This window comes from Aeromicrobium sp., from assembly GCF_032084975.1.
Lineage (GTDB): Bacteria > Actinomycetota > Actinomycetes > Propionibacteriales > Nocardioidaceae > Aeromicrobium.
In genome coordinates, this window is record NZ_DAMDLR010000036.1 from 1 (window position 1) to 15,843 (window position 15,843).

General features: G+C 70.8%; 15 protein-coding genes. 12 read left to right on the forward strand and 3 right to left on the reverse strand.

Annotation, left to right across the window (positions count from 1 at the left end; translation table 11 throughout):
- From fahA to dapB, 12 genes are all read left to right on the forward strand, one after another.
- Window positions 1-1,453, forward strand: a 1,453-nt coding sequence (fahA, locus tag RT323_RS10175) for a fumarylacetoacetase (RefSeq protein WP_313407849.1), incomplete at its 5' end; no start/stop codon positions are given.
- A gap of 20 nt (window positions 1,454-1,473) precedes the next feature.
- A complete protein-coding gene (locus RT323_RS10180) occupies window positions 1,474-2,358 on the forward strand; it encodes a phenylalanine 4-monooxygenase (protein ID WP_313407852.1) in 885 nt (294 codons plus the stop codon).
- A gap of 33 nt (window positions 2,359-2,391) precedes the next feature.
- Complete coding sequence (locus RT323_RS10185) at window positions 2,392-3,324, forward strand: bifunctional riboflavin kinase/FAD synthetase (protein ID WP_313407855.1); 933 nt, start codon at window positions 2,392-2,394, stop codon at window positions 3,322-3,324.
- A gap of 161 nt (window positions 3,325-3,485) precedes the next feature.
- Complete coding sequence (gene rpsO / locus RT323_RS10190) at window positions 3,486-3,749, forward strand: 30S ribosomal protein S15 (protein ID WP_313407902.1); 264 nt, start codon at window positions 3,486-3,488, stop codon at window positions 3,747-3,749.
- A 207-nt stretch (window positions 3,750-3,956) separates the two neighbouring features.
- A complete protein-coding gene (locus tag RT323_RS10195; protein ID WP_313407858.1) occupies window positions 3,957-6,176 on the forward strand; it encodes a polyribonucleotide nucleotidyltransferase in 2,220 nt (739 codons plus the stop codon).
- 446 nt (window positions 6,177-6,622) lie between these two features.
- Window positions 6,623-7,909, forward strand: a complete 1,287-nt coding sequence (locus tag RT323_RS10200; protein WP_313407861.1) for an extracellular solute-binding protein — start codon at window positions 6,623-6,625, stop codon at window positions 7,907-7,909.
- Window positions 7,910-8,001: 92 nt separating this feature from the next.
- Complete coding sequence (locus tag RT323_RS10205; RefSeq protein ID WP_313407862.1) at window positions 8,002-8,904, forward strand: sugar ABC transporter permease; 903 nt, start codon at window positions 8,002-8,004, stop codon at window positions 8,902-8,904.
- A gap of 10 nt (window positions 8,905-8,914) precedes the next feature.
- Window positions 8,915-9,793, forward strand: coding sequence for a carbohydrate ABC transporter permease (locus tag RT323_RS10210; RefSeq protein WP_313407864.1), 879 nt, complete (start codon window positions 8,915-8,917; stop codon window positions 9,791-9,793).
- A complete protein-coding gene (locus RT323_RS10215) occupies window positions 9,790-11,145 on the forward strand; it encodes a GH1 family beta-glucosidase (protein WP_313407867.1) in 1,356 nt (451 codons plus the stop codon). Before RT323_RS10210 ends, RT323_RS10215 begins: the two co-directional genes overlap by 4 nt.
- Window positions 11,142-12,146, forward strand: coding sequence for a LacI family DNA-binding transcriptional regulator (locus tag RT323_RS10220; protein ID WP_313407869.1), 1,005 nt, complete (start codon window positions 11,142-11,144; stop codon window positions 12,144-12,146). The genes RT323_RS10215 and RT323_RS10220 overlap by 4 nt, the downstream gene beginning before the upstream one ends.
- Window positions 12,147-12,183: 37 nt before the next feature.
- Window positions 12,184-13,254: a sn-glycerol-3-phosphate ABC transporter ATP-binding protein UgpC gene (locus RT323_RS10225; protein WP_313407871.1), complete on the forward strand. Its 1,071-nt coding sequence runs from the start codon at window positions 12,184-12,186 to the stop codon at window positions 13,252-13,254.
- Window positions 13,255-13,439: 185 nt separating this feature from the next.
- Window positions 13,440-14,186 (forward strand): 4-hydroxy-tetrahydrodipicolinate reductase, encoded by a 747-nt coding sequence (dapB, locus tag RT323_RS10230; protein ID WP_313407873.1) that lies wholly within the window; start codon window positions 13,440-13,442, stop codon window positions 14,184-14,186.
- Here the strand turns inward: dapB and RT323_RS10235 are convergent, their stop codons facing one another.
- From RT323_RS10235 to RT323_RS10245, 3 genes are read right to left on the reverse strand one after another with little or no spacing between them, the layout of a single operon-like run.
- Window positions 14,187-14,495, reverse strand: coding sequence for an AzlD domain-containing protein (locus tag RT323_RS10235; RefSeq protein WP_313407875.1), 309 nt, complete (start codon window positions 14,493-14,495; stop codon window positions 14,187-14,189).
- A complete protein-coding gene (locus RT323_RS10240; RefSeq protein ID WP_313407878.1) occupies window positions 14,488-15,177 on the reverse strand; it encodes an AzlC family ABC transporter permease in 690 nt (229 codons plus the stop codon). The genes RT323_RS10235 and RT323_RS10240 overlap by 8 nt, the downstream gene beginning before the upstream one ends.
- A complete protein-coding gene (locus RT323_RS10245) occupies window positions 15,174-15,704 on the reverse strand; it encodes a GNAT family N-acetyltransferase (protein WP_313407881.1) in 531 nt (176 codons plus the stop codon). The genes RT323_RS10240 and RT323_RS10245 overlap by 4 nt, the downstream gene beginning before the upstream one ends.
- Window positions 15,705-15,843: the final 139 nt, after the last annotated feature.

Below are 15,843 nucleotides of genomic sequence, written 5' to 3' on the forward strand. Positions count from 1 at the left end.
GGTCGAGATGCCGTGGGGCTCCGGATTCGAGGTGCCGCCCGGCACGGTGCTCAAGCTGCGCTGTGGCGGGGCGTACGTCCCGACCGCCGACGAGCTGGCCGCGGCCGTCGTCCACTGCGTCGAGCACGACCGGCCGTTCAAGCTCACGGCGGGCCTGCACGCGGCCATCGCCCACGGCGGTGCCCACGGCTTCGTCAACGTCATGGCGGCCGTCGTCGCGGCCTCACGAGGCCAGGACCCGGTCCATCGGCACGTGCAGCATCGACGAGCCGCTCGCCGGCCTGCGCGACCTGGGGCTGGTCGCATGACGGACTTCGATCGCGGCACCTTGCCCTACTGCAGCTTCACGGCGCCGGGCCTCGACGGACCCAGGGTCGGCGTGGGGGTGGGCACGGGCGTCCTCGACCTGACCACGCTGGCGCCCCGGCGCGTGCCCGACCACGCGCACCTCTTCGCGTCCGGGACCCTCGACCGGCTGCTCGCCGCAGGACCGGACGCCTGGGTTGCGGTTCGCGCGGCGCTGCACGAGTACGTCGCGAGTGACCCGCCGACGCGGCCGGTCTCGGACGTGCGGCTGCACCTGCCGTTCACGGTCGCCGACTACGTCGACTTCTACGCCTCGCGCCATCACGCCACCAACGTCGGCCGCCTCTTCCGGCCCGACGGTGACCCGCTCACGCCGAACTGGGACCACCTGCCGATCGGCTACCACGGCCGGTCCGGCACCGTCGTCGTCTCGGGCACACCCGTCCGGCGTCCGTCGGGCCAGGTCCGCTCGGCCGACGGGACGATAACCTTCGGCCCCAGCGCCCGCCTGGACATCGAGGCCGAGGTCGGCTTCGTCGTCGGTGCCGGGTCGGCCATGGGAGAGCCCGTGCCGGTCGAGGAGTTCGAGCAGCACGTCTTCGGGGTCTGCGTCGTGAACGACTGGTCGGCGCGCGACATCCAGGCCTGGGAGTACGTGCCGCTGGGTCCCTTCCTGGGCAAGTCGTTCGCGACCTCCGTCTCGCCGTGGATCGTGCCGTGGGCGGCGCTCGCCGAGGCGCGCGTCGGGCCCCCGGCACCGCACGCCGAGCTGCAGGACTACCTGCGCCCAGCGGGTGACGGGCTCGACCTCGAGCTGACCGTCACGATCAACGACACCGTCGTGTCGCGCCCGCCGTTCGCGACGATGGCGTGGACCCCGGCCCAGATGCTGGCGCACCTGACGGTCAACGGTGCGTCGTTGCGGCCGGGGGACCTGTTCGCCTCTGGCACCGTCAGCGGCCCGGAGCAGGACCAGCTGGGCTCCCTGCTCGAGCTGGCGTGGAACGGCACGCGTCCGGTGCGGCTCGACGACGGCACCGAGCGGTCGTTCCTCGCCGACGGCGACCGGGTGACCATCGCGGCCGCGGCGCGCACCCATGACGGACGACTGCTGCCCCTGGGCGAGGTCGAAGGAGTCGTGGCCTGACGGCCACGGGGAGGAGAGCCATGTTCGAGGAAGGCCAGTACTTCGCGCCGATCGTGAAGAAGGGCGACGGCAGCGTCTCGGTCGAGCTGGGGGAGGGGCATCCCGGCCTCGAGGACCCGGTCTACCGCGAGCGCCGCGACCGGATCGCCACGGCGGCCGCCCAGTGGCGGCCGGGCGACCCCGCACCCGTCATCGACTACACCGACGACGAGCACGAGGTGTGGCGCGTGGTGTGCGAGGACCTGCAGGACAAGCACCGGCGGTACGCGTGCCGCGAGTACCTCGACGGCAAGGAGCGCTTCGGGCTGCCGGGCGACCACGTCCCCCAGCTGGCCGAGCTGTCCGCCGCGCTGGCACCGTTGACGGGCTTCGCCTACCAGCCGGCCGCCGGTCTCGTCCCGCTGCGCGAGTTCTACGGCGCACTGGCCGACCGGGGGTTCTGGGCGACGCAGTACGTCCGTCACCACTCGGTCCCGCTGTACACGCCCGAGCCGGATGTCCTGCACGAGGTCGTGGGCCACGGCAACACGCTGGCCGACCGCCGCTTCACCGACCTCTACGAGGCGGCCGGGGGAGCGGCGCGCCGGGTCGAGTCCGACGAGGCGCTGCAGTTCGTGAGCAAGGTCTTCTGGTTCACGCTGGAGTTCGGCGTCGTGCACGAGCCCGACGGCCTGAAGGCCTACGGAGCGGGGATCCTGTCGAGCCCAGGCGAGATCGAGGAGTTCCGCCACATGACGATCCGGCCGCTCGACCTGGTCGAGATGGGGACGACCGAGTACGACATCACGCACTACCAGGAGGTGCTGTTCGCAGCGTCGTCGTTCAGCCAGGTCCAGGACGTCGTGGGCGAGTTCTGGCAGACGTGCACCGACGACTCGATCGCGGCGATGCGCCTCGCTGCCTGAGGAACGCGAGGACGGCTGTGGCAGAGTGTCGCCGTGGCGATCTGGAAGGCGGCGAACGGAGCTCCCGACACCCCCGTGTCCGAGCCGACCGCCGTCACGATCGGCAACTTCGACGGCGTGCACCGCGGTCACCAGTCCCTGCTGGCCGCCACGCGTGCCGCGGCCGACGGGCGCTCCACCGTCGCGATCACGTTCGACCCGCACCCCGTCGCGATCTTCGCGCCCGACCGTGCCCCGAAGCAGCTCACGACGCTCGAGCGGCGCGTCCAGCTCCTGCACCAGCACGGTGCCGACCACGTGCGCATCCTGGACTTCACCGCCGAGATGGCCGCCTGGTCACCCGACGAGTTCGTCGAGGCGGTCGTGCTCGACCAGTGCCAGGCGCAGGCCGTCGTGGTCGGCGAGGGGTTCCGGTACGGCAGCCGCGCCACCGGCTCCATCGAGACGCTGGCCGAGTCCGGTCGCCGGCACGGCTTCACCGCCGCCGAGGCCGACCTCGCCGGTGACGGCGACGCGTTCTCCTCGACCCGCGTGCGTGAGGCGATCGCGGCCGGCGACGTGGTCGCCGCCGCCGCCATCCTGGGCCGTCCGCACGAGGTCCACGGCACGGTCGTCCCGGGCGACCGGCGGGGGCGCGAGCTGGGCTTCCCCACGGCGAACGTCCCGGTCGACGACTCCTTCGCCGTGCCGCCGGACGGCGTGTACGCGACCCGGGTCGTGATGGCGGACGGCACCCGCCTGCCCGCGGCCACGTCGATCGGCACCAATCCCACCTTCGAGGGCGTCGCGGGGCGCCGGGTCGAGTCCTACGTGCTCGACCGTGACGACCTCGAGCTGTACGACCGCGCGATCACCGTCGAGTTCGTCGCCCGCCTGCGCGAGATGGTCGCCTACGACTCGCTCGACGCGCTCGTCGAGCAGATGCACCGCGACGTCGCCGACGCACGCGCCGCGCTGGACACCTGACGCCTGCGTGGCGATTCGCCTCGGATGCGCGGGCGCTGGTAACCTGAGGGTTGCCGTCGATCGGCCACGGACAGATAGTGCCCCGGTGAACAGGCCCGGGCGCGCCGTGCAACGGACACTCCAAGGAGAAAATCGTGTCGAAGAAGACCGCTGCCCCCACGGTGGCGAACCTGTCGAAGTCAGAGATCATCTCGCAGTACGCCACGACCGAGGGCGACACCGGCTCCCCGGAGGTCCAGATCGCCCTGCTCACGGGTCGCATCTCGCACCTGACCGAGCACCTGCAGAAGCACAAGCACGACCACCACAGCCGTCGCGGCCTGCTGCTGCTCGTCGGTCAGCGTCGCCGCCTGCTGAACTACCTGCAGAAGGACGACATCGAGCGCTACCGCTCGCTCATCGAGCGACTCGGCCTGCGCCGCTGATGACACGGGCGGTCATCCCCTCGGGGGTGGCCGCCCGTTTCCGCATCACCCACAACTGAAGACGAATCACCCATGACGAGGTCGGCACCGCCCGGTCCTCGGTAGTGGCTCCCGGGGCCCGGCCCCGTGAGCCTCGATCGAAGATCGGCACTCATCGCCGCCTCGTCCCGAAGACGCAGGAGAGGATCTCCTGCAGAAGGGACACACATGTCCGACATCACCTCCGTCGAGACCGTCATTGACAACGGTCGCTTCGGCACCCGCACCATCCGCCTCGAGACCGGTCTGCTCGCCCAGCAGGCGGCCGGCTCCGTGTCCGCGTTCCTGGACGACGACACGATGCTGCTCTCGGCCACCACGGCCGGCAAGCAGCCCAAGGACCACTTCGACTTCTTCCCGCTCACGATCGACGTCGAGGAGCGCATGTACGCCGCGGGTCGCATCCCCGGCTCGTTCTTCCGTCGTGAGGGCCGTCCCTCCGAGGACGCCATCCTCACCTGCCGCCTGATCGACCGCCCGCTGCGCCCGACCTTCAAGAAGGGCCTGCGCAACGAGGTCCAGGTCGTCATCACGGTGATGGCGCTCAACCCCGACACCCCGTACGACGTGCTGGCGATCAACGCCGCCTCGGCGTCCACGCAGATCTCGGGCCTGCCCTTCAGCGGCCCGGTCGGCGCCACGCGCGTCGCGCTCATCGACGGCCAGTGGGTCGCGTTCCCGACGCACAGCCAGCTCGAGGAGGCCGTGTTCGACATGGTCGTCGCGGGCCGGGTCGCCGGTGACGACGTCGCGATCATGATGGTCGAGGCCGAGTCCACCGAGGCCACGTGGGACCTCGTCCAGAGCGGCGTCCAGGCGCCGACCGAGTCGGTCGTCGCCGGTGGCCTCGATGCCGCCAAGCCGTTCATCCGCCAGCTGTGCGAGGCCCAGGCCGAGCTGGCCGCCGCCGCGGCCAAGCCGGTCCAGGAGTTCCCGGTCTTCCTGGACTTCCAGGACGACGCCTACGAGGCCGTCTCCCAGATCGCCGCCGACGACCTCGCCGAGGCGCTCACGATCGTCCGCAAGGCCGACCGCGAGGTGCGCGAGTCCGAGATCAAGGCCGACGTCATCGACCGGATCGGTGAGCAGTTCGAGGGTCGCGAGAAGGAGCTCGGCGCCGCGCTGCGCGCCCTGACCAAGTCCCTCGTGCGCCAGCGCGTCCTGCGCGACAAGGTCCGCATCGACGGTCGTGGCCTGGCTGACATCCGCGCCCTGAGCGCCGAGGTCGGCGTCATCCCGCGCGTGCACGGCTCGGCGCTGTTCCAGCGTGGCGAGACCCAGATCCTGGGTGTCACGACGCTGAACATGCTCGACCTGGAGCAGAAGCTCGACACCCTCTCGCCCGAGACGACGCGTCGCTACATGCACAACTACAACTTCCCGCCGTTCTCCACCGGTGAGACCGGACGCGTGGGCTCGCCCAAGCGTCGCGAGATCGGCCACGGCGCGCTCGCCGGCCGGGCGCTGCTGCCCGTCCTGCCGACGCGCGAGGAGTTCCCCTACGCGATCCGCCAGGTCTCCGAGGCGCTGAGCTCGAACGGCTCGACGTCGATGGGCTCGGTCTGCGCCTCGACGCTGGGCCTGCTCAACGCCGGTGTGCCGCTGCGCGCCCCGGTCGCCGGCATCGCGATGGGCCTCATCTCCGGTGAGATCGACGGCCAGCAGCAGTTCGTGACGCTGACCGACATCCTCGGAGCCGAGGACGCCTACGGCGACATGGACTTCAAGGTCGCCGGCACGCGTGACTTCGTCACCGCCCTGCAGCTGGACACCAAGCTCGACGGCATCCCCGCCGACGTGCTGGCCGGTGCCCTGCAGCAGGCGCACGACGCGCGTCAGACGATCCTGGACGTCATGGCCGAGGCCATCGACGAGCCCGACGAGATGAGCCCGTTCGCCCCGCGGATCATCACGGTCAAGATCCCCGTCGACAAGATCGGCGAGCTCATCGGCCCCAAGGGCAAGATGATCAACCAGATCCAGGACGACACCGGCGCGAAGATCTCGATCGACGACGACGGCACCGTCTTCATCGGCGCCGAGCACGGCGATGCGGCTGAGGCGGCTCGCTCCGCCGTCAACGCGATCGCCAACCCGACGATGCCCGAGGTCGGCGAGCGCTACCTGGGCACCGTCGTCAAGACGGTCGACTTCGGCGCGTTCGTGTCGCTGCTGCCGGGCAAGGACGGCCTGCTGCACATCAGCAAGCTGCGCGAGCTCAACGGCGGCCAGCGGGTCAACAACGTCGACGACGTGGTCAAGGTCGGCGACAAGATCCAGGTCGAGATCGCCGAGCTCGGCGACCGCGGCAAGCTGTCGCTGATCCCGGTCGTCGAGAAGACCGAGGACGCGGCCGTCGAGACGGCCGAGGAGCCTTCCGACGCCTGATCCAGCGCCTCCGCACGACGCCCCGCACCGGTCCGGTGCGGGGCGTCGTCGTTCCCGGCGGCGCACCCCCGTTCCTGCCCGCGCCCCCCACATTTGGTGCGCGATTCCGCTCCAGAAGCGGGTGGACCCGTAATCCCGCACCGAAAGTGGGACCGGGCGCATCCCGGCCCGGCCCGCCTGGCCGGCCCGGCCCGCCTGGCCCTGCCCGCCTGACCTGCTCGCCTGACTGCTCAGATTTGGTGCGCGATTACGCCTCCGCACCCGGCGACCCGGTAATCCCGCGCCAAAAGTGGGGGCGGGCGGCGGGCACCCAGCGCGGCGGGCAGGGGGCGAGCGGTCTCGGACGGCACCGAATGGGAACGCTCCCACATTTCTCTTGACGCGAGGCTGTGGCCTGAGTCACACTCGTGGGAACGCTCCCACGCTCGGGGGCCGACGGAAGGCACATGATGAATCGCACACGACGGATCGCCGCCTCCCTCGCCACTGTCATCGCCCTCGGAGGCTTGGCGGCGTGTGGCGAGGGAGACTCGGGCGACGGGGACGACATCACGCTGCGGGTGAACCTGTTCGGCAAGTTCGGGTACACCGAGGCGTACAAGAAGTTCGAGGCGCAGAACCCCGGCGTCACGATCGTCGAGACCGCCGAGGGCGATCTCGGCAAGTACAACACCAAGCTCACCCAGCAGATCGCGGCCGGCGGCGACGCCGGCGACGTGGTCGCGATCGAGGAGGGCCAGACGGTCGCGTTCCTCGCGGCGTCCGACAAGTTCGTCAACCTGCAGGACGAGGGCGGCAACGACGCCAAGGACCGTTGGCTCCCGTGGGTGTGGGACAAGGCCACCTCGGCCGATGGCAAGACGACGATCGGCTACGGGACCGACGTCGGCGGCCTGGCGATGTGCTACCGCCGCGACCTGTTCGAGAAGGCCGGACTGCCCACCGAGCGCGACGAGGTCGGCCAGCTCTGGCCCACGTGGGACGACTTCATCGCGACGGGCAAGAAGTTCCAGCAGGGGATCGGCGACGACAAGGTCGCGTTCATGGACTCGTCCACCAACACGTACAACTCGATCCTCATGCAGCAGGGCGACCACACGTACTTCGACCGCGACGACGAACTGGTCTTCGACACCAACCCGGCGATCTCGACGGCCTGGGACTACGCCGTCGAGATGACCGAGGCCGACCTGTCCGCCCAGCTCAAGGCGTTCAGCGACGAGTGGAACGCCGGCTTCAAGAACGGAGCGTTCGCGACGGTCGCCTGCCCGGCCTGGATGACGGGCTACATCAAGGACCAGTCCGGTGAGGAGAACGCCGGCAAGTGGGACATCGCGACGGTGCCCGGTGGCGGTGGCAACTGGGGCGGCTCCTGGCTCGGCGTGCCCAAGACCAGCAAGCACCAGGACATGGCGCTCAAGCTGATCGACTACCTGAGTGACGAGGAGGGCCAGATGCTGGCCTTCGAGGCGGAGGGACGCCTGCCCTCGCTGCCCGCGCTGTACGACCAGCCCCAGCTGAAGGACGCGACGAACCCGTACTTCAACGACGCACCGATCGGCGAGCTGTTCGTGGCCGGTGCCTCGCAGCTGGAGCCGGTGTTCCTCGGCACCAAGAACCAGCCCGTCCGCGACGCGGTCGAGAACGCGCTGCGCAGTGTCGAGAACGGAGAGGTCCCGCCCGCGAAGGGCTGGGACGACGCGTCGGCGGCAGCCGAGAAGGCCGCCCGCTGACGCCCCCCTGACGCGGCCGGTGCCCGCCGTTCCTCCAGGCGCGGGCACCGGCTGCCCCCACGTACGACCCCGAGATCAGGAAGGATCACACGATGGTGCGCAGACGGTTGGCACGGCAGCAGGGTGCGGGACTGGCGTTCGTCTCTCCGTACTTCCTGGTGTTCGCGGTGTTCGGGCTCTTCCCGCTCGTCTACACGGCGTGGGTCTCCATGCACGAGTGGACGCTCCTGGCGGGCAAGGTCGAGTTCATCGGCCTGGCGAACTACCGCGAGCTGTTCGGCGACAGCTCCTTCTGGCGGGCGCTGGTCAACACCTTCGGCATCTTCCTGCTCGCCACGATTCCCCAGCTCGTGCTGGCGACCGTGCTGGCGCAGATGCTGAACGCGCAGCTGCGGGCCAGGACGCTGTGGCGGATGGGCGTGCTGCTCCCGAACGTCGCGTCGGTCGCGGCCGTCGGCATCATCTTCGGCTTGATCTTCGCCCGCGACTACGGCATCGCGAACTGGATGCTCGGACTGGTCGGGATCGACACGATCGACTGGCGGGCGCACCGCTGGTCGTCGTGGATCGCGATCGCGACGATGGTCGACTGGCGGTGGACGGGGTACAACGCCCTGATCCTGCTGGCCGCGCTGCAGTCGGTGCCCAAGGAGCTCTACGAGGCGGCCAAGATCGACGGGGCCTCGGCGTGGCGCCAGTTCTGGTCGATCACCGTGCCGATGCTGCGGCCCACCCTGATCTTCGTGACGATCGTCGCCACGATCGGCGGCATCCAGCTGTTCACCGAGCCGTTGCTGTTCAATCCGGGCGCGAACGCCATCTCCGGCGGCAACCAGAGCCAGTTCCAGACCGTGGCGATGTACCTCGTCCAGCAGGCGTTCACCGGGCAGCGCTTCGGCTACGCCTCGACGGTCGCCTGGGTGCTGTTCCTGATCATCGCGATCGTCGCCACCATCAACCTGCTGCTGATGCGGCGCATCCGATCGGCGGACTGACATGGCCATCATGACCCGCACCCGCCCCCAGGCCGAGGCCCACGCCGAAGGCCGTCCCACCGGACGTGCCACCGGCGCCTCACCCCTGATGTACGTCAGCCTCGCGTTCGTCGTGCTGCTGTCGGCGGCGCCGCTGTACTTCATGCTCGTCATGGCGTCGCGCGCCAACAGCGACATCCTGGGCATCCCGCCGCCGCTGCTGCCGGGCGATCAGCTGGCCTCGAACATCGAGCGCGTCTTCGCCAACAACGACGTGCAGTTCGCGCAGGCACTGCTCAACACGCTGATGGTCGCCTCGGTCGCGACCCTGTCGGTCGTGGTGACGTCGGCGCTGGCCGGCTTCGCGTTCGCCAAGCTGCGGTTCCGCGGTCGCAACGTGCTGCTCGTCGTGGTGGTCGGCACGATGATGGTGCCGGTCCAGCTCGGGCTCATCCCGCTCTACATGCTGATGACGAAGCTCGGCCTGGCGGGCGGTCTGGCCTCGGTGACCCTCCCGTTCCTGGTCAGCGGCTTCGGCGTCTTCTTCATGCGCCAGTACGCCTCGCAGGCGATCCCGGACGAGCTGATCGAGGCGGCCCGCGTCGACGGGGCCTCGACGTTCCGGATCTTCTGGTCGATCGTGTTCCCGGCCCTGCGGCCCGCCGCGGCCGTGCTGGCGCTGCTCACGTTCATGGAGCGCTGGAACGACTTCCTGTGGCCCTACATCGCCCTGGACTTCAACCACCCCACCGTGCAGGTCGCGCTCTCGCGGCTGTCCGGTGGCTACTACACCGATCAGGCGCTCGTCATGGCCGGCACCCTCATGGGCACCCTGCCGCTCGTCCTGGTCTTCATCGTGTTCGGTCGCCAGATCGTCGGCGGCATCATGGAAGGCGGACTCAAGTCATGACCGGTCTGAGTGAACGATTCGACCCGGGCTTCGTCTGGGGCGTGGCCACCTCGGCCTACCAGATCGAGGGCGCCACGCGTGAGGACGGCCGCGGTCCCTCGATCTGGGACACCTTCTCGGCCCGCCCGGGCCACACCTACCTGGGCCACAACGGGGACGTGGCCGTCGACCACTACCACCGCTGGCCCGAGGACATCGCCCTGGTGCAGCAGCTGGGCCTGGGCGCCTACCGGTTCTCGATCGCCTGGCCCCGGATCCAGCCGGAGGGCAAGGGGCCGGCGGAGCCGCGCGGGCTGGCCTTCTACGACCGGCTCGTCGACGGCCTGCTCGAGGCCGGCATCGAGCCGTGGCCGACCCTGTTCCACTGGGACCTGCCGCAGGCCCTCGAGGACGCGGGCGGCTGGCCGGTGCGCGAGACGGCCGAGCGGTTCGCCGACTACGCCGAGATCGTCGCCGACGCCCTGGGCGACCGGGTCCGGAACTGGACGACGCTCAACGAGCCGTGGTGCGCCGCCTTCCTGGGCTACGGCGCCGGGATCCACGCGCCGGGGCGCACCGAGCCCGCGGCGGCGCTCGCGGCCTCGCATCACCTGCACCTGGCGCACGGGCTCGCCGTCCCGCGGTTGCGTGAGGGCCGTCCCGAGGCGCAAGTGGGCATCACCTTGAACCTGTACGCGGTCTCGCCCCTCGACGACACGGGCCGCCACGACCACGCGGCCCGGCGGATCGACGGGCTGATGAACCGCTGGTTCCTCGACCCGGTCCTGCTGGGCCGGTACCCCGAGGACGTGCTGGACGACGTCGCGGGCGTGCTCGAGCCGGACGTCATCCGTGAGGACGACCTCGGGACGATCAGCGCCCCGCTGGACTTCCTGGGGATCAACTACTACTCCCGCCACGTCGTCGCGGCGAGCCCGTGGCCCGGCGCCTCCGAGGTCGACTTCGTGAACCGCGACTGGCCCAAGACGGCGTCCGGCTGGGACATCGACCCCGCGGGACTGGGTGAGGTCCTGGCCCAGGTGCACCGCGACTACCCGTCGATCCCGATCCACATCACCGAGAACGGTGCCGCGTTCGACGACCGGCTCGTCGACGGGGCGGTCGAGGACCAGGACCGGATCGACTTCCTCGAGGGCCACCTGGCGGCCCTCGCCGACGCCATCGACGTGGGGGTCGACGTGCGGGGATACTTCGCATGGTCGTTGTTGGACAACTTCGAGTGGGCCGAGGGCTACGAGAAGCGGTTCGGCATCGTGCACGTCGACTTCGACACACTGGTGCGCACGCCGAAGGCGAGCGCCCACTGGTACGGGGACCTCGCGCGACGCAGCAGCACGAAGGAGGAGTCATGACGGACAGCCACCAGCCGACGCTGGAGGAGGTGGCCCGGCTCGCCGGTGTCGGCCGCGGCACGGCCTCGCGGGTCGTCAACGGCTCGGACCACGTGTCGCCCCACACACGCGTCGCGGTCGAGCGCGCCGTGCGCGAGCTCGGGTACGTGCCGAACCAGGCTGCGCGTGCGCTCAAGACCCGCCGCACCGACACGGTCGCGCTGGTCATCGCCGAGGACGAGGAGCGCGTGTTCGCCGAGCCGTTCTTCGCGGGGCTCGTCCGCGGGATCTCGCGGGCCGTCGAGGAGACCTCGCGCCGGCTCGTGCTCTCGATGGTCCCGGATGAGGCGCAGCTCTCGCGGCTGGGCCAGTTCCTGACCCCGCAGCACGTCGACGGCGTGATGGTGGTGTCGCTGCACGACGGGCTGAGCCTGCCCGGCAACTCCGACCTGCCGATCGCCTACGTCGGTCGTCCGCAGGACCCCGACGCGTGCTTCGTGGACGTGGACAACCGCGGGGGAGCGCGCCTGGCCGTCGAGCACCTCGTGGCCCGGGGCCGGACCCGGATCGCGTGCATCACCGGTCCGCAGGACATGGCCTCTGGCCGTGACCGCCTGGCCGGGTACCGCGACGCGATCGAGGCCGCCGGCCTGCCCTTCGAGCAGGACCTCGTCGAGCCGGGCGACTTCAGTGACGCCGCCGGCGCCTCCGGTGCCGCGGCGCTGGTCGATCGACGAGCCGACCTCGACGCGATCTTCGCCGCCAACGACGTCATGGCCCTGGGGGCGCTGCGCGAGCTCTCGGGTCGCGGCATCGGCGTTCCCGAGGACGTCGCCCTGGTCGGGTTCGACGGCTCGGCCGCCGCGGCGGCCTCGTCGCCCGTGCTGACGACCGTGAACCAGCCACTGGGCGACCTCGGCCGCTCCCTCGTGGAGGTGCTGGCCCGCCGCATCGAGGATCCCGGGACGGAGTCCCGCTCGATCGTCCTGCCGGTCGAGCTGCTGACAGGAGCCTCGTCATGACCACTGCGACGAACGTTGCATTCTTCTGGGAGGAAGCATGAGCAAGGTGGTGTTCGACGGCGCGACTCGCCGCTTCGAGGGACAGGACCGGCCGGCGGTCGACGGGGTCGATCTCGAGGTCGCCGACGGCGAGTTCCTCGTGCTGGTCGGCCCGTCCGGCTGTGGGAAGTCCACGACGCTGCGCATGCTCGCGGGCCTCGAGGACGTCGATGCCGGGCACATCTGGATCGGCGACCGCGACGTGACGCGCATGCCGCCGAAGGAGCGCGACATCGCGATGGTCTTCCAGAACTACGCGCTGTACCCGCACATGACGGTGGCCGAGAACATGGGCTTCGCGCTGCGGATCGCCAAGGTCTCGAAGACCGAGATCGGCACGCGAGTCGCGGAGGCCGCCGACCTGCTGGGCCTCACGGAGTTCCTCGACCGCAAGCCCAAGGCGCTCTCGGGTGGCCAGCGGCAGCGCGTCGCGATGGGCCGGGCGATCGTCCGCTCGCCGCGGGTCTTCCTGATGGACGAGCCGCTGTCCAACCTCGATGCGAAGCTGCGGGTGCAGACCCGCACCCAGATCGCCGCCCTGCAACGGCGGCTGGGCACGACGACCGTCTACGTCACGCACGACCAGGTCGAGGCGATGACGATGGGCGACCGGGTGGCGGTGCTCAAGGACGGCGTCCTGCAGCAGGTCGCCGCCCCGCGTGAGCTGTACGACCGGCCGGCGAACCTGTTCGTCGCCGGGTTCATGGGCTCTCCCGCGATGAACCTGCTCGAGCTGGCGATCGACGACGACGCCGTGCCCTTCGGTACGACGACCCTGCCCGTCCCGCGCACGGTGACGCGGGCCGTGTCGGACCGGTCGCTCGTCGTGGGCGTCCGCCCCGAGAACCTCAAGGTCGGGCACGAGGGGCTGCCGGTCGTCGTCGACGTCGTCGAGGAGCTGGGCGCCGACGCCTACGTCTACGGTCGCGCCGAGGGTGTCCCCACCCCGCTCGTCGCGCGCGCCGACTGGCGCAACCCGCCACGCAAGGGCGAGGTCGTCCACCTCGCGGTCACCGACCCCGACGGAGTCCACCACTTCGACCCGGCCTCGGGCCTGCGCCTCGGCTGACCCGGGGCTGGGGGAGGGCGGTGAGCCAGCGTCCGTTTCTCCGCCGGGACGGACGCTGAGTCACCGCTCCAGGACCGAGCCGCCGTCCTCGCGGTGCGTGAGCGTCCGTTCGAGCCGCGAAATGGACGCTGAGTCACCGCTCCCCAGCAGCCGCCCGGCCCCGACGCGGTCGATAGGCTCGGAGCATGACACGCGTGGCGGTACTGGGTGCGAAGGGCCGGATGGGTTCGGCGTCGGCGGCGGCGATCGAGGAGGCCGAGGGTCTCGACCTCGTGGCCGGCATCGACGTCGGTGACCAGCTCGACGACATCGTCGAGGCGGGTGCCGAGGCCGCCCTGGTGTTCACGACGCCCGACGTCGCGTTCGAGCAGGCCACGTGGTGCCTCGAGCGTGGGATCCACGTCGTGATCGGCACGTCCGGCTTCGGTGACGAGAAGGTCCGCGAGCTGGCGGCAGTCGTCGAGGCGAACGCCGGCGTGGGTGCTTTGGTCGTGCCGAACTTCTCGATCGGTGCCGTCCTGATGATGCGGTTCGCGGGCATCGCCGCGCCGTTCTTCGAGTCCGTCGAGGTCATCGAGATGCACCATCCGGACAAGGTCGACGCGCCCTCGGGCACCGCGGTCCGCACGGCCGAGGTCATCGCGGCGGCCCGCGATGAGGCCGGATCGGCGCCGCTGCCCGACGCCACGACGTCGGACCCGGGCGGCGCCCGCGGCGCCAAGGTGGCCGGCATCCCGGTCCATGCGGTCCGTGCCCGTGGGTTCATCGCGTCGCAGGAGGTCGTCCTGGGCGAGCAGGGCGAGACGTTCACGATCCGCCACGACTCGTCCAGCCGGGACTCGTTCATGCCCGGCGTCGTCGCGGCGCTGCGGTGGGTCCCCGGGCACCCGGGTGTCACGGTCGGCCTGGACACCGTCCTCGGCCTGGACTGATCAGGCGACGAGCCGCACGAGCGCCGTCGTCGCGGCCGCGGCGATCAGCATCGGCAGGAACGGCACGTTGCGCCACAGCAGGAACGCCGCGACGCCGAGCCCGGCGATCCGCGCGTCGAACGTGATGCTCGATCCCTCCGTGAAGCCCTGCACGACGACGAGCGCCGCCAGCAGTCCCACGGGGATGAATGCGGCGGCCCGGACCGTCACCGGGTGCTCGAGCAGGCGCTCGGGGACGGACAGTCCCAGCAGCTTGAGCCCGTAGGCGCCGACGGCCACGGCCACGACGCCCCACCACAGGTCAGTCATCGCGCGCCTCCGTGTCGCCGACGAATCGCAGCCCGACGGCGACCGCCACCGCGCCGCCCACGATGATCGGGGTGCCCGCGGGCGTGAACGGCACCAGCCCCAGCGCGACTGCCGCGGCCAGCAGCGCCAGCAGCCGAGTGGGAGTCGAGTCCAGGCGCGGCCACAGCAGCCCCAGGAACGCGGCGGCGACGGCGGCGTCCAGGCCGATCGCACGAGGGTCGCCGATCTGCTCGCCGGCGACCGCACCCAGCAGGGTCGTCAGGTTCCACAGCAGGAAGATCGTCAGCCCGGTCCACCAGAACCCCAGGCGGGCCTGGCGGGGGTCCTCGCGGCCGACGGCCATCGCGGTCGACTCGTCGATCACGAAGTGGGCCGCGAGCACGCGCCGCAGGCGTTTCACCCGCAGGAACGGCGCGAGTGTGATGCCGTAGAAGGTGTTGCGCACGCCCAGCAGGACCGCGGTGAGGGCGCCGGCCGCCGGAGCGCCGCCGGCTGCGACGACGCCGATGAACGCGAACTGGGAGGCGCCCGTGAAGGCCAGCAGCGACAGCGCGCAGGCCTGCAGGACCGACAGGCCGCTGGCGGTCCCGATGGCACCGAAGGTCACGCCGTACAGCCCCACCCCGATGCCGACGCCCAGGGAGTCCGCGATGACCTCGCGATCGCTGGTCGCCCCGGTCACGTCAGTGCGGTGTGGAGGCGGATCTGCTTGACGGGTCCGGTCGCGCCGGCGAACTCGCGGTGGGCGCCGTCGGACTCCCAGCCCGAGTCGCGCAACCACGCGCGCAGGACGTCGTCGGTGGGCGAGACCCACCACACGGCCCGCTGGAACCCGTCGGCCAGGACGGTGTCGACGCAGGCGTGCAGGAGGCGCGAGCCGTGACCCTCGCGCTGGTGGTCGGCGCCGACCACGAACTCGCCGATCTCGGCGTCGCGGATCTGGTCGGCGTCGGGGTCGTGGCACGGGTGCACGAGGGCGTACCCGCGCATCGTGGCCCGCTCGAGCGCGACGAGGGTGCGGATCCGGGCGTCGCGCGGGGCGGTGATCAGCTGGTTCCAGCGGTCGGCCATGACGCCCTGGTCGAGCGCGGCGAGCTCATCGGGGTCGACCGCGTCACCGTAGGTCCGGACCCAGTGGTCCCGCTGGAGCAGGACGATCGCCGCGGCGTCGTCGGGCCACGCGAGCCGGGCCGAGACATCGGCGCTCATGCCGACACCTGCGTGAAGAGGCAACGGTGGGCAGGTGCCGGCATTCGAAGCCTCATGCTCGCTCGCTGGCGCTCGCTCATGCCAACACCTGCGTGAAGAGGCAACGGTGGGCAGGTGCCGGCATTCGAAGCCTCATGCT

Bases quoted from the DNA above. Each gene is read 5' to 3' on its own strand.
- RT323_RS10180 (WP_313407852.1), top strand. From the start codon at position 1,474: ATGTTCGAGGAAGGCCAGTACTTCGCGCCGATCGTGAAGAAGGGCGAC.
- RT323_RS10195 (WP_313407858.1), top strand. From the start codon at position 3,957: ATGTCCGACATCACCTCCGTCGAGACCGTCATTGACAACGGTCGCTTC.
- RT323_RS10200 (WP_313407861.1), top strand. From the start codon at position 6,623: ATGATGAATCGCACACGACGGATCGCCGCCTCCCTCGCCACTGTCATC.
- RT323_RS10205 (WP_313407862.1), top strand. From the start codon at position 8,002: ATGGTGCGCAGACGGTTGGCACGGCAGCAGGGTGCGGGACTGGCGTTC.
- RT323_RS10210 (WP_313407864.1), top strand. From the start codon at position 8,915: ATGACCCGCACCCGCCCCCAGGCCGAGGCCCACGCCGAAGGCCGTCCC.
- RT323_RS10215 (WP_313407867.1), top strand. From the start codon at position 9,790: ATGACCGGTCTGAGTGAACGATTCGACCCGGGCTTCGTCTGGGGCGTG.
- RT323_RS10220 (WP_313407869.1), top strand. From the start codon at position 11,142: ATGACGGACAGCCACCAGCCGACGCTGGAGGAGGTGGCCCGGCTCGCC.
- RT323_RS10225 (WP_313407871.1), top strand. From the start codon at position 12,184: ATGAGCAAGGTGGTGTTCGACGGCGCGACTCGCCGCTTCGAGGGACAG.
- dapB (WP_313407873.1), top strand. From the start codon at position 13,440: ATGACACGCGTGGCGGTACTGGGTGCGAAGGGCCGGATGGGTTCGGCG.
- RT323_RS10235 (WP_313407875.1), bottom strand. From the start codon at position 14,495: ATGACTGACCTGTGGTGGGGCGTCGTGGCCGTGGCCGTCGGCGCCTAC.
- RT323_RS10245 (WP_313407881.1), bottom strand. From the start codon at position 15,704: ATGAGCGCCGATGTCTCGGCCCGGCTCGCGTGGCCCGACGACGCCGCG.